This window comes from Candidatus Thiosymbion oneisti (assembly GCF_004359955.1).
Taxonomy (GTDB): domain Bacteria; phylum Pseudomonadota; class Gammaproteobacteria; order Chromatiales; family Chromatiaceae; genus Thiosymbion; species Thiosymbion oneisti.
The window spans coordinates 1-13,470 of sequence record NZ_SMSC01000009.1; the positions used below are offsets into that span (position 1 = coordinate 1).

Genomic DNA, 13,470 nt, shown 5'->3' on the forward strand with positions numbered 1-13,470 from the left:
ATCGGGGCGAGTCCGGACGACGAGACTACAGATGTTCATTGGGAATCTATATGCACTTCTCGTGCCATCTACCCCAGACCTGGAATCAGGATCGGCTCAGCCACACCTCTGGCCCGCAATTGGGGTAGATATTTTAAAATATTACCCTATTCTGATGTTGCGGCAGATCATTTTCCCGGAGATTTGGGCGAGTCTCCTGCCCGGCGGAGGGTGTCGCAAAAGCGGGGCTGACCCAAAAGGTTAAGAGACTGTCTTAAGAACTTGCCCGGTTGGCTCCCTCGCCCCCTGGGGGAGAGAGCCTGCCCCGAGCGTAGCGAGGGGGCTTGGGGAGAGGGGGGATCAAGGGCTTGATTGCGATCGGATTAGTCATTCCATACCAAGCAACATCAATGGGTTAGTTTTTAGACAGCCTCTTAGGGCGGGGGGAGGGTTCGAACCTTCGGCTCAGGGCAATAGCTTGAGTGCCGCCACGGTGATGAGACCGCCGACGGTCAGGGTGATGGCATACAACCAGAGCATGAACGAATCCATACGCTGGGTCAGCATCTCGAAACGCCTGTCGACGGCCTCGAAGCGCTTATCCATCTGCTCCCGCAGCTCGATTTCATAGACCGCCGGTGGCTTGCCCAACGACTGCTCGGCGAGCCACTCCCCCAGGTGCTCCTTGATGAATTGGATGTCTTCGGTAGCAAGATTCGTGATGTCGGCAGCTGCAGTTGACATAGGTGTACCCTTTGGTCTTTCGGCTCAAGGCAATAGCTTTAGTGCCGCCACGACGAGACCGCCTACGCCCGAAGTGGATGATCGCTCCGCGGTGCAGGCGGAGCTATGCCCGCGCTTATTGAGAACGGCCACCAAGCCGTCGGCGCGCTCATCAGTCTTAACGTTCGACAAGCCGCAATTGCTGCGGCAACCACAAGTCTTCCAGTACGATAGACACCGCCTCGAATGGTGGAGCGGTAACTTGGCCGGCCTCGGCGAAGCGACCAATTTCAACCCAGGCACCAGCCTCGAGTTGGTATACCTCCAGCATATGCTTGACCGGATCAGTCAGCCACGCATACCGCACACCATAGCGTGCATACAGTGGCATCTTGTCTTGACGATCCTTCCGTTCGGTGGATAGAGAGAGGATCTCGCAGACCCAATCAGGAACCACCTCGACCCGGTGGCCCGTGGGAAGTATCGGCATGCGCTCCCGGCGCCAGCCGGCCAGATCCGGCACGGCCACCTCGACATCGCGTCCGAAGTGCACCTCGGGTTCGGGGAAGATCCACCAACCGCCAGGGCCACCAATCCCCTTGCCGTAAGGACCACCGATCCCAATAGCAAGATTGAGCGCAACGTGAGCATGCGAGATTGCGGGCCGCGGTTGGGTGTGGAGTTGGCCATTCAGGATCTCCCCGGTCACCCCCTCGGGCAGGGCCTCCAGGGCCTCGTAGAGGGTTGGTCGATGTGCTGGTGCTGGTTGCAGCATGGTTTCGGTCTCTGCGCAATGCGGTCGATTATTCACCCGGCTGTCTGTCCAGTGACATAGGTGTACCCTTTGGTTTCTCGGCTCATGCTACTTCTTGAAGAGAATACGGTATTGTGATCTAAAACAACAAGTTGTTTGGGTTCCTACGCTCCGGAGAGTGTGAAAGTATTCCTGGATCGGAAAGGCGAATTCTTTCACAGTCTCTCCAGCGTGGGAACGCAATTGTGGCCACTCCGGCGGCCAATGTTTCATGACGGTATCGCAGCGCCTGTCCACCTCTTTATGGAGAGAAATTGATCAAGGTCAAATCGTCTTCAACAGTAGTTTGCATTATTATAATATCCTTAATTCAAATATAAGGTTTGAAAGATTAGGTATCTTTGATCAATCGAGCGATTTTAACCCCTTGATTATTCAAGCACGCCGTTGACGAAGGCCCTATTTTCAGCAATTTACTTCGGAGTGCGATGATGTCAGAGAATGACCAAAGCCAACCTATCGATATCTCTCGCCGCCGCTTCCTGTTTCAGATGGCTGCCACGGGCGTAGGTACGGCTGCCATTTCGCAACAGGTCATTTCTGCGACTCAGCTGTTGACACCGGTGGCAATCGACAATCCACTCTCCAACTATCCCAACCGGGGCTGGGAGAAAACCTATCGGGACCTGCATCATTACGATTCCTCGTTCACCTTCCTTTGCGCTCCCAACGATACCCACAATTGTCTATTACGTGGTTATGTCAAAAACGGCGTCGTCACCCGCATCGCGCCCACCTACGGCTACCACAAAGCCAAAGATTTGGACGGCAATCAATCCACACGACGTTGGGACCCGCGTTGCTGTCAAAAAGGTTTGGCCCTGGTCCGGCGTTTTTACGGGGATCGCCGTTGCAAACGGCCCATGATTCGCAAAGGCTTCAAAGATTGGGTCGAGGCCGGTTTTCCGCGTGATCCCCAAACCGGCGCGGTCGCACAAAAATACCTCCAACGGGGACGCGATTCATGGGTACGCGCTTCCTGGGACGAAGCCTTTGAATTGGCTGCCGGCGCCCTGATCAATATCGCCCAAACCTATAGCGGGGAAGCAGGCAAAAAGAAGCTATTGGCCCAAGGCTATGATCCGCTGATGGTCGAAGCGACCCAAGGGGCCGGTACCCAGACCCTGAAATTCCGCGGCGGCATGCCCCCGCTCGGCATGACCCGCGTATTTGCTCAATACCGCGCAGCGAATGCGATAGCCCTGTTAGACGACAAGATTCGCGGTAAAGGCACGGATTCCTTGGGTGGCCGTGGGTTTGACAATTATAGTTGGCACACCGATTTACCGCCGGGCCATCCGATGGTAACGGGCCAACAAACGGTCGATTTCGATCTCTGTAATGCGGAACACGCCGATTTACTCATCGTCTGGGGTATGAATTGGATTACCACCAAAATGCCGGATTCTCACTGGCTGACGGAAGCCAGAATGAAGGGAACCAAAGTGGTCGTCATTGCCGCGGAATACAGTGCTACCGCCGGTAAAGCCGACGAAGTGCTGGTCGTTCGTCCCGGTACCACCCCGGCCTTGGCATTGGGTATCGCCCAGGTGCTGATGAGTGAGAACCTCTATGATGCCGGTTATGTCAAAGCCAATACCGACTTACCCCTATTGGTACGGATGGACAACGGCGAAATGCTGCGTGCCGGTGATGTCTTCAAAGACTATCGATTGGCTCAGCTGGAGAACAATACCCTGGTCGTCCCAACCGGTGACAAAGGCCCGTCCATCCACCAGCAACAGGGCCCGGTATTGAATGAAAAACAACGAGCCGACTGGGGCGATTTCGTCTATTGGGATGCGGTTGAAAACAAACCGGTCGCCATGAATCACGATCAAATCGGCAAACATTTCTCCGGCAATCCTCAACTAACCGGTGAATTTGCCGTACCCTTGGCCTCCGGCGAAACGGTGCCATGTCGCACCGTGTTCGATGTCACCAAAGAAATGCTCGACGGTAGCTACACGCCGGAAGACGTCGCCAAATTGACTTGGGCCCCGGCAGCCGCCATTCGCGGCCTGGCCCGCCAGATTGCAGCCAATCAATCACGTACCCTCTTTACGGTCGGCATGGGCCCCAACCAATTCTTCAATAACGACCTTAAGGACCGAAATATATTCTTAGTCGCTGCCTTGACGCAGAATATAGGCAAAATCGGCGGTAATGTGGGTAGCTATGCAGGTAACTACCGCGCCAGCTTCTTCAATGGCCTGGCGCAATATATCGGTGAGGACCCCTTTAATCCGGAATTGGATCCGAGCAAACCGGCCAAATTGCGGAAACGCTGGAAAGCGGAAAGCGTCCATTACTTCAATCACGGCGACACCATTCTGCGCATGGGCAAGGAAGTTCTGACCGGCAAAACCCATATCCCTACGCCGACCAAGGCCTTTCATGTCAGCAATTCCAATTCGTTGATCGGTAATGTAAAGGGCCATTATGATTTCGTGATCAACACCTTGTCGCGGGTAGAATTCATTGCCCAAAATGAATGGTGGTGGACCGCCAGCTGCGAATATTCGGACATTGTATTCGCGGTAGACAGTTGGGCGGAATTGAAATATCCCGACATGACCATCAGCGTCACCAATCCGTTTTTATACACCTTCCCGGCAACGCCCTTGCCACGGATTCATGATACCCGCTCCGATTTGGAAGTCGCTGCCGGCGTCTGTAGTGCGATCGGTAAACTCACCGATGATTCACGCCATAAGGATTATTGGCATTTTGTCGATCAGGGCCAGGCCAGGCCCTATATCCAACGGGTTTTGGATCATTCCAATGCCACCCGCGGCTACAAGATCGAAGACTTGGAGAAAGCTGCCGACGAGGGTATTCCAGCTATCCTCCAAACCCGCACCTATCCTAAAGTCGGTGCTTGGGAACAGGGTAACGAGAATAAACCCTGGTACACCAAGACCGGGCGGTTGGAATTCTATCGGGAAGAACCCGAATTCAAAGATAGCGGAGAAAATATCGTCGTACACCGGGAGCCGATCGATTCTACTCGATTCGAGCCCAATGTCATCGTAGCCAAGGCCCACCCCTTGTTACGGCCTAAGACACCCGAGGACTATGGCGTTCCCGGCAGTGATGTCAGCGGTGATACACGGCAAGCCCGGCATGTGATCAAGACCGTCGATGAAGTAATCAATAGCGCACACCCGCTGCGCCGGGATGGCTACGATTTGGTGTTCCATACCCCGAAATACCGTCACGGCGCCCACACGACCGCTGTGGACACCGATATTGTTGCTGCCTGGTTCGGGCCGTTTGGCGATATGCTACGGCGTGACAAGCGGATGCCCTTCGTAACGGAGGCCTATGTGGATATCAATCCTGACGATGCGAAAGGATTAGGCATCGAAGATGGTGACTATGTCTACATCGATGCCGACCCACATGATCGTCCTTTCCGAGGCTGGCAGAAATATCCGGAAGGTTACAAAACCGCACGCCTATTGGTCCGGGCCCGTTACTATCCGGGAACACCGCGTGGTATCACCCGCATGTGGCACAACATGTATGGGGCTACCTTCAGCTCGGTACGGGGACAAGAAACCAATCCCACCGGATTAGCCAAAAGCCCTGACACCGGTTATCAATCACTCTATCGCGGTGGTAGCCATCAAAGCTGTACCCGCGGTTGGCTCAAACCGACCTGGATGACCGATTCTCTCTACGTCAAGGGCTTACTGGGCCAAAAAATCACCCAAGGCTTCGTGCCGGATGTCCATTGTCCCACCGGCGCGCCGCGTGAAGCCTTGGTCCGCATCAGTAAAGCCGAAGATGGTGGCATGAATGGCGAGGGACTCTGGGCCCCCGCCGCCAAGGGCCTACGTCCCACTTACGAGAACCAAGTCCTCAAGCAATTCATGGCGGGTAAATTCGTCGAGCTGGTTTAAACCCAGCTGATGTCGGGCGGGCAACGTCTTTGCCCCCCCCTCTCGTCGTATTGAACCACAGAGGACACAGAGAACACAGAGAATGGAAAGAAATCCATTGGCGGGAAATCGGTTGCGTCTCGGACGCTATCGAATCCAACCCTCTGTGCTCTCTGTGTCCTCAGTTGTGGTATGTAAGGCGTTTCGACGCACCTAAACACGGTGACTTGCCGTAGGAGAAAAAATAATGGGCACCAATGAATTTCATATTGAAGAATACAAATCTCTTCGCGGGGAAATCTTCGAATTGGCGAGAGAAACCCGATCTTTAGAAAGATATGCCTTGTTTGGCACTGCGGTAGTTTGGTCATGGCTAGTAACTACAGGAACAGGCCTGCCAGATTTGTCATATTACATACCATGCATTTTGGTTTGTGCAGGGGGAATGCGATCATATGCTGTCCTGAAGGTAGTTCGGAGTACGTCCGAATATCTACGGAAAATCGAGGCAAAGATAGAGAAATATGACGATGTAGAGGGATGGGAAACCTGGAAACACACGAGGAGAAGCGAACCATATTTGGTTACTGCCACCGTATACTGGGTGGCACTCTTGGTGGTTACAGTAATTGGAGGATGTTATTTGAGCAATGTATGCTAAGGTTATGTTATGCAAGGAAAACAGGTATTTCAGGCGTTCACACCTTTCGGGTCGGAGAATAGGGGACAGACCCTGAAGTATCCCCACAAATCAGCCTCTGGCTCCCACGCTCCAGCGTGGGAGCAAATCCAGACGCTCCAGCGTCATGAAACCTTGGCCGCTGGAGCGGCCACAACGGCATTCCCACGCGGGAGCGTGGGAACGAGCCATGAGGGCATCGTGGCAGCTCATTCGCTCCATAACGCGTTGTTTTAAATTGTAATAATGTGGGGATACCTCAGTGTCTGTCCCCGTTTTCCGATGTCTGTCATAAAGAAGATTCAACAGCGGATAGTTGATCGTGACTATTTCATGTCATCCCATGTGGAGGAGGAAATGCTAGATGATAATCTTGAAAGGAAAGATATTGAAAACGCGATCCTTAAAGGCAAAATCGACAAGAAAATGGCCCATGATGAACGAGGAACAAGGTATCGCATAGAAGGACCAGTAAGAGATGGAAGACTTATTCATGTAATATGCAGGTTTCGAGAAAATAGCAACCTCATCATAATCACTGTTTATGCGCTATAGGTAACCTATGATTTGTGAATTTTGCGGTGGAAAGACGAAACCCAAAAACGTCAAGCGCCAACATTGGCTAAACAAAAGGCTATATATTGTCGAGAATGTTCAAGCGGAAGTATGCCTAGAGTGTGGTGAACGGTACTTTCATGCAAGAACACTTGATGCGCTTGATGAATATCTGACTAAAAGCCACGCCGTAGAAGAGTGCCTCAGTGTTGAAGTAGTCAATTTCAATCAAGCTATGGCTTAAGACAATGAAAACTGTCGGCTAATAAATGGTTTAGCCCGACCCAATACCGCGCATCAAACTCAGGCAAAAGAAAAGGATACCCATCTTGGAGAAAAGGACACCCATCTTGTTTGTTCGCAGATCTTAATTCATTGCTTCTAGGAGCTTGTCTGGCTTACGCGTTCGTAGCGATGGATTGAGGGACGGAGGCAGATTTTTCGCTCGATCGAGACGAATAGTGGACCTGTTTGACGAGATAAAGAAGAATAGGCAAGAGAATAGGGGACAGACCCTGAGGTATCCCCACATTATTGCAATCTAAAACAACGAATTATGGAGCGAATGAGCGGCCACGATGCCCTCATGGCTCGTTCCCACGCTCCCGCGTGGGAATGCCGTTGTGGCCGCTCCAGCGGCCAAGGTTTCATGACGCTGGAGCGTCTGGATTTGCTCCCACGCTGGAGCGTGGGAGCCAGAGGCTGATTTGTGGGGATACTTCAGGGACAGACCACGTTTACTGCCAAATCAAATGTAAGTATGGCCTAACATGGCACTCTAGCCGACGTGAGAAAGGCCATCGGTTTTGCTGCAAGCACTTTGTGCGCGTGACTGAGCTTGGCTGTTAGGCGCGGAACCGAGAAACATCCTTCTCAGAGGACAAAGAAATGGCTCAGTTAGTTGTTCGGCTGGAAAGCGAAGAAAAGGCTAAGTTGCTTTCCGAGTTTCTTTCGGCGTTAAACTTCGTTAGCTCAGTCGAGTTGACTGAAGATAGACTCATACCGCTGAAAACTGAAGAAGATTTTTTCTCCCTGGCCGGCTTGTGGAAAGGTAGAAATATAACCCAAGATTCCATCCGCAAGGATGCATGGAGAGAAACGCATCAATGATTCTCTGCGATACCAATACTAATTGAATTTTACAAAAATACACCAGATATCATTAGGGCATGAAAACCTCCCTTGAACACCTGCCTGAGCAAAAACAGCAGGAATTACAAAGAGCTATCGAGATCATTCGAGAAGAAATCGATCTCGATATGCTCATTTTATTTGGCAGCTATGCCCGTGGTGATTGGGTAGAAGACCTCGACCCGGAAACCCTACTTTATCGCTATCAAAGTGACTTCGATCTTTTGGTTATAACTGAAACACCTCGCCAAGCCAGCAAAATCGAGCAAAACAGTCAACTTGCTCAACGCTTAGCCAAAACTATCCACCGAACCCCAATCAGCCTGATTGCCGAAGACATCCAGTTTATAAATCGTCGTTTAAGGAAAAGCCAGTACTTTTATATTGACATCCTGCGAGAAGGAATACTTCTGTATGATTCAGGAAAATTTCAATTGACAGAGCCAATTGAAATAACTAAGAAGGAAAGGAAAAAATTAGCTGAAGAGGATTTCGAGTATTGGTTTGGTCAGGCAGAAATCTTTATTGAAGATTACCAGTATAATTTTAACAAAGGTTTAAAAGACAAAAAATATTTGAGCATGGCGGCATTCTTGTTGCACCAAGCTACAGAACGCTTATATGGTACAATTCTTTTGGTATTTACTCGCTACAAGCCAAGTACTCATGATATAGAGAAATTGGGCCAAAGAGTCTCAAGCATAGAGCCAAGGTTCTTGTCTATATTTCCGCGTTCTACAGACGAAGAAAAAGAAAGGTTCAAGTTGCTTCGGAAAGCCTATGTGGATGCCCGGTATAAACCAAGTTATACCATCACAAAAGAAGAGCTTAATTGGCTTGCGGAGCGAGTACAGGAGTTACAGCGTTTAACTGGAAAATTATGTAGGGAGAAAATAGCAAGCTATGAGTAGAAATCAAACAATAAAGGGGCCAGGCTCAGTTGATGGGTCGTTTTTCACAGATCATTTGCCTAACATTTGGCTGCAAACGGCCCAATGCCGTAATCTGGCTCCTCAGCAACGTTCAAGCTCAGTGCCGCGCGGCATTGGGCGCCCTGAGCCAAGCCGTTAGGCTGAATTAATAACCCACTATATGGTAAGTAAGGTAAGACAGAAATGCTATTGACAGTCAAATTACCAGACACTCTTCCCAATGAGAGGATGTTATATATCATCAAAGAATTGGAAAACATCCTTATAAAAGAAGGTATGCCTGTTGAAATTAAGGAAGAACCATCGGCAGAAGAAGATGTATGGGATAATTTAGACATTAATACTATTTCAGTAGATACGGGTATAGAAGACTTTGCAAAAAACCATGATCATTACTTATACGGATTGCCCAAGAAATCATGAAGCCTATTTTTGTTGACACTTCGGCCTTGATTGCTATCGGAAATCGACGGGATACTTTTCACTCTCAAGCAATTGAAATAAAAGAGAAGCTGAAAGAATCACAGATAGGTTATGTAACAACAAGTGCGATTCTCCTCGAATTCGGGAATGCTTTTAGCCGATTCAATCTAAAACCCACCGCTATACAGATGATTGAAGCCATTAAACAGTCAACGAAATGGACTTGTGTCAATATTGATGATAATCTGATAGGCAAGGGATTTGAACTATTCAAGCGAATGAGAGATAAAGAATGGGGGCTTGTTGATTGTACAAGTATAATCGTTTCAAAGGATATGGGAATTTCCGAAATATTTACTACTGATCATCACTTTGAACAGGCAGGATTTGAAATTTCGTTAAAAAGTATAGATAAATAACACCAAAATAGCGCGTAGGAAAGGAGCCAGGCTCAGACGAAGCGTTTGACTTTGTCGAATCGTTCGCAGAGACGTTCCACGTAAACTCCGGCGATTTCGAGTTCCATCGCTACTTTGGTTCGGAAGGATCTGATCCGCATGCCCTTATGAACAGGTTAAAAAATAGACAAGAGGTATCAGAGATGGCGTATAGTGATTTTACCCTGATTGAAATAAAGGAAAAGTTTCAGTTTGAAACTGAGGAAGAAACAAATATCTTTCCCATTGTCACGGAAGAAAAAATAAGCGGTACACTAAATGAAATTCTCAAAGAAAACATTCCGTTAGCTCTTGCGATACATACGGAAAAAGCACGATCCGAGATGATTGTTACACCCATTCTCATCGAGCTGAGAAAAATATTGAATCATCGAATCAGTCTGTTCTCGGGTGTAGAGTTCAACGTTGACAAGGAAAAAGGATTAAACGGTGTTTGCGATTACATCATTTCCCTTTCAAAAGAGCAGCTTTATATAAACTCTCCCGTTATTTCGGTTGTCGAAGCAAAAAACGATAATATTAAATCCGGACTAGCGCAGTGTGCCGCTGAAATGATAGCAGCCAGGATATTCAACGAAAAGAAAGGGAACCAGATTAATGCAATATACGGCATTGTCACAACTGGGAGCAACTGGAGATTTCTGAAACTGGATGATATATTATATATCGATGTCAAAGAATACTATTTAGAACAACTCAGTATAATAATGGGCATCCTTTTGCATATTGTCAATTCGGAGATAAGCGAATCGAGATCATAATAAAAAACGAGATAATTAAAGACAAATTACATAACGAGCTCGTAGGCTGGGGTGAGCTTGCGGACCCCAGCATCCCCATTCTCGTATGCCGGAAGAAGCTGGGGTTCGTGCCTCACCCCAGCCTACGGCCCTAAATGGTATGGAGTTCCTGTTAACCTGGAACTTCAGTCATATTAACAACGCTTTCAGGAAGAAGAAGTCAGTATAACGATCATTGCCAAAACTTCAGGGCTTTCAATCGAGGAGATTAAAAAACTATAAGGCCGAAATCGGCTGACCGGGGAAAATGCCGCGGTCCGGCTCCTCAGCAACTTTCAAGCTCAGTGCCACGCGGCATTGGGCGCCTGAGCCAAGCCGTTAGGCGCAATCGGTACCAACCGACAGAACAACTCAACACAGGTGATATACCATGAGTTGGCAAGAAGTATGTGATAACCCGAAATTACAAAATTTGCCATTCAAAATTGAATTAAACAACCAGGGGCAAATTTTAATGACTCCGGTTAAAATATATCATTCCTTGTTTCAAGGAAAAATCACAGGGTTATTATACTCAAACTTAACGGATGGAGATGTGTTGGTAGAATGCGCAATAAGTACCAAAAAAGGAACTAAGGTTGCTGATGTCGCATGGGCTTCCCAGGAACGACTTAAAGTAATCAGAAACGAAGTTGAATGTTCGATTGCACCCGAGATCTGCATTGAGATTATGTCGTCTGCCGACACTAAAAGAGAAATGACAAATAAAAGAAAGCTATATTTTGCCAATGGAGCTGCAGAAGTTTGGGTGTGTAGCGAAAAGGGGACTTTTGAATTTTTTACCAAGACTGGAAAATCAAATCATTCTCTATTGGTTCCAAAGTTTCCAGCAAAATTACACGACGCCTAACGAGTGTATCAAGCCGACCGCATACTGCGCCATTGGGCTACGGCATGGTTTTCGCGTTTCGGTATGCAAGCGTAGTATGCGTCGGCTTATACCGGTTGTTAGGCGTTCAGGAAGGATAGTTTAACTTGCGTTCCAAGAGATTTTAATGGATTTTAGGTGGAATCCCCAAAAGGCGGATATTAACAGCAAGAAGCATGGTGTCTCTTTTGAAGAGGCATCCACAGTATTTGGGGATACTCTGTCCACAACATATCCTGATCCCGAACATTCGGTTCAGGAAGAACGGTATGTTATTATCGGGCTTTCCAGCGGAAACAGAATATTGGTTATTTCCCATGCATATCGTGGTGAAACCATTCGAATCATCAGTGCCCGCCAGGCAACCAAACGGGAGCAGAATTTTTATGAATACGGAATATGATGATGAGCTGAACGACGAGCTTCGTGATGAATATGACTTTTCTCAGATGACAGGCGGAGTTCGCGGGAAATATGCCAAACAATATCACGAAGGGGTGAAGCTCATTATGCTTGAGCCTGATGTGGCAAAAATGTTTCCCGATGCAAAGTCGGTCAATGAAGCACTAAGAGCGTTGTCAAAGATTATCCAGCAATACCAAAAAGCCGCCTAACTTGGCGCTCCAGCCGACCGCCCGCCGCGTGGGATAGAAGTATCTGTAATTTCATGTACAGATTACATATGCCAGACCGATATATCGGAAGACATATATATGGGTAAACTGGTTTTCAAAGAAGGGAAAAAGTATACATTCAGTGATTATTTTGATTTTAGTAATCCGACGGAAGAGATTGCTGAGGAAAAAGAATTGCCGGGTTCGCTTTATGGTGCAGTGAGCATAGGCGAGCTTTGGCGCTTTGGTATTTTGGATAGAAAGGGGAAGAATATCCATAGAGATTTACATACTTATCGTGTACCGGAAGATATGGAGATAGTCTTTTTGGCTATTCTCGGAATATTGCAAAAAGCCTAACATAACAAGTCGCTCAAGGTGGACCCAAGCGTTGCGGCGGCGCTCGGGCTCAAATCAAAATTTCGTGCGCGCAACGCTTGGTCCGTTTAGCGCGGCGATGAACAGGAGATTGGTAACATGCCCAAACGTCACAATTGGCAACTGAATCGAGAGATGGAGTATCCTTACGATGCCCCTCCCCCGGCAAAGCAAGTGGCCTATGTATTTGATATCAACAAATGTATAGATTGCCAAACCTGTACCATTGCCTGTAAAACCGGTTGGACCAGCGGTAAAGGGGAGGAGAGCATTTTCTGGAATAATGTCGAGACCAAGCCTTATGGTGGTTATCCGATGGCGTGGGATATGAAATTGTTGGAACGCCGAGGGCCTGCAAAATGGAAAGGCAAGGTTTTAAAAACCGATACTATTTTCGAAGGCAATCATCTACTGGACCCGCCGGATGGCCATCTTCCTGATACGATGGACTATTCGGCTCTCAACCTGGGGGAAGATGATGTCTCAAAAACCGTTGGGCAAGGCGAACATTTCGAGGATGCCCACCCCATGTGGATGTTTTATCTGGCCCGGATATGCAACCATTGTGATAACCCGGCTTGTCTCGCTGCCTGCCCGCGTCAGGCCATTTATAAACGCGATGAAGACGGTATTGTATTGATCGACCAGGAACGGTGTCGTGGCTATCAGGAATGCGTCAAGGCCTGTCCGTATAAAAAGACCTTCTTCAACATGATAAGTCGCACCAGCGAAAAGTGTATCGGTTGCTTCCCGCGAATTGAACAAGGTAAAGTGAGTTTATGCGTCGAATCCTGCATCGGAAAAATCCGTACGCACGGATATCTGACCGCTCGAGGCGAACCACGTGAGGATAATCTATTGGATTACATCGTCAAGATACGCAAACTGGCCTTGCCACTCTATCCGCAATTCGGCACCGGTCCGAATGTCTACTATATTCCACCCATCCATGTGCCTGATGGATTCCTGGAACAGCTTTTCGGACCAGGTGTTGAAGCAGCGAAGACACTGTATCGTCAGCTGGCGGATGACAAAAAACTCTTAGGTGCATTACTCCTATTTGGTTCCACCGATCTCATCATTGAAAAATTCAAGGTCGAAGGTGATGAGGTGATTGGTTGGGATGGCAAAGGCGAGGAAGTTAGTCGTGTACCCTTTACCGAACCGCATTATGTGCGTGATCATCACGACAAACGCTATGATGTCTACCGCCACAACACGACCTAAGA

16 protein-coding genes are annotated in these 13,470 nt (G+C 48.5%); 14 read left to right on the plus strand and 2 right to left on the minus strand.

Annotation, left to right across the window (positions count from 1 at the left end; translation table 11 throughout):
• Positions 1-444: 444 nt before the first annotated feature.
• Together E1958_RS06295 and E1958_RS06300 are read right to left on the minus strand one after the other, a co-directional pair.
• Complete coding sequence (locus E1958_RS06295) at positions 445-723, minus strand: hypothetical protein (protein ID WP_133511130.1); 279 nt, start codon at positions 721-723, stop codon at positions 445-447.
• Between the two features lie 157 nt (positions 724-880).
• Positions 881-1,477, minus strand: coding sequence for a Uma2 family endonuclease (locus tag E1958_RS06300; RefSeq protein WP_133511131.1), 597 nt, complete (start codon positions 1,475-1,477; stop codon positions 881-883).
• A gap of 1,037 nt (positions 1,478-2,514) precedes the next feature.
• On the opposite strand from E1958_RS06300, the gene E1958_RS06305 reads away from it, so the two are divergent.
• The 14 genes from E1958_RS06305 to E1958_RS06370 all read left to right on the plus strand — a co-directional run bounded on the left by E1958_RS06305 (position 2,515) and on the right by E1958_RS06370 (position 13,468).
• The gene (locus tag E1958_RS06305) at positions 2,515-5,424 is read left to right on the plus strand and encodes a molybdopterin-dependent oxidoreductase (protein ID WP_341765481.1); all 2,910 of its coding nucleotides are present in this window, start codon (positions 2,515-2,517) and stop codon (positions 5,422-5,424) included.
• Between the two features lie 226 nt (positions 5,425-5,650).
• The gene (locus E1958_RS20795; protein WP_133511133.1) at positions 5,651-6,064 is read left to right on the plus strand and encodes a hypothetical protein; all 414 of its coding nucleotides are present in this window, start codon (positions 5,651-5,653) and stop codon (positions 6,062-6,064) included.
• 351 nt (positions 6,065-6,415) lie between these two features.
• Positions 6,416-6,637 (plus strand): DUF4258 domain-containing protein, encoded by a 222-nt coding sequence (locus E1958_RS21900; RefSeq protein WP_165742308.1) that lies wholly within the window; start codon positions 6,416-6,418, stop codon positions 6,635-6,637.
• Between the two features lie 7 nt (positions 6,638-6,644).
• Positions 6,645-6,881 (plus strand): YgiT-type zinc finger protein, encoded by a 237-nt coding sequence (locus tag E1958_RS21905; RefSeq protein ID WP_089723902.1) that lies wholly within the window; start codon positions 6,645-6,647, stop codon positions 6,879-6,881.
• Positions 6,882-7,525: 644 nt separating this feature from the next.
• Complete coding sequence (locus E1958_RS06325; RefSeq protein WP_089729008.1) at positions 7,526-7,747, plus strand: hypothetical protein; 222 nt, start codon at positions 7,526-7,528, stop codon at positions 7,745-7,747.
• Between the two features lie 59 nt (positions 7,748-7,806).
• Positions 7,807-8,679: a HEPN domain-containing protein gene (locus E1958_RS06330; protein WP_133511135.1), complete on the plus strand. Its 873-nt coding sequence runs from the start codon at positions 7,807-7,809 to the stop codon at positions 8,677-8,679.
• Positions 8,680-8,889: 210 nt separating this feature from the next.
• Positions 8,890-9,123 carry a hypothetical protein gene (locus E1958_RS06335; protein ID WP_208108574.1) on the plus strand — a complete coding sequence of 78 codons (234 nt, stop codon included), beginning with the start codon at positions 8,890-8,892 and terminating at the stop codon, positions 9,121-9,123.
• The gene (locus tag E1958_RS06340) at positions 9,120-9,542 is read left to right on the plus strand and encodes a type II toxin-antitoxin system VapC family toxin (protein ID WP_133511137.1); all 423 of its coding nucleotides are present in this window, start codon (positions 9,120-9,122) and stop codon (positions 9,540-9,542) included. Before E1958_RS06335 ends, E1958_RS06340 begins: the two co-directional genes overlap by 4 nt.
• 146 nt (positions 9,543-9,688) lie before the next feature.
• Positions 9,689-10,342 carry a hypothetical protein gene (locus tag E1958_RS06345; RefSeq protein WP_243448561.1) on the plus strand — a complete coding sequence of 218 codons (654 nt, stop codon included), beginning with the start codon at positions 9,689-9,691 and terminating at the stop codon, positions 10,340-10,342.
• Positions 10,343-10,751: 409 nt separating this feature from the next.
• On the plus strand, positions 10,752-11,231 hold the full coding sequence (locus tag E1958_RS06350) for a Uma2 family endonuclease (protein ID WP_133511138.1): 480 nt from the start codon (positions 10,752-10,754) through the stop codon (positions 11,229-11,231).
• A gap of 145 nt (positions 11,232-11,376) precedes the next feature.
• Positions 11,377-11,652, plus strand: a complete 276-nt coding sequence (locus E1958_RS06355) for a BrnT family toxin (RefSeq protein ID WP_133511139.1) — start codon at positions 11,377-11,379, stop codon at positions 11,650-11,652.
• Positions 11,636-11,863, plus strand: a complete 228-nt coding sequence (locus E1958_RS06360) for a hypothetical protein (protein ID WP_089729020.1) — start codon at positions 11,636-11,638, stop codon at positions 11,861-11,863. The genes E1958_RS06355 and E1958_RS06360 overlap by 17 nt, the downstream gene beginning before the upstream one ends.
• Before the next feature lie 99 nt (positions 11,864-11,962).
• Positions 11,963-12,223, plus strand: coding sequence for a hypothetical protein (locus E1958_RS06365; RefSeq protein ID WP_133511141.1), 261 nt, complete (start codon positions 11,963-11,965; stop codon positions 12,221-12,223).
• A 117-nt stretch (positions 12,224-12,340) separates the two neighbouring features.
• Complete coding sequence (locus tag E1958_RS06370; protein ID WP_133511142.1) at positions 12,341-13,468, plus strand: 4Fe-4S dicluster domain-containing protein; 1,128 nt, start codon at positions 12,341-12,343, stop codon at positions 13,466-13,468.
• Positions 13,469-13,470: the final 2 nt, after the last annotated feature.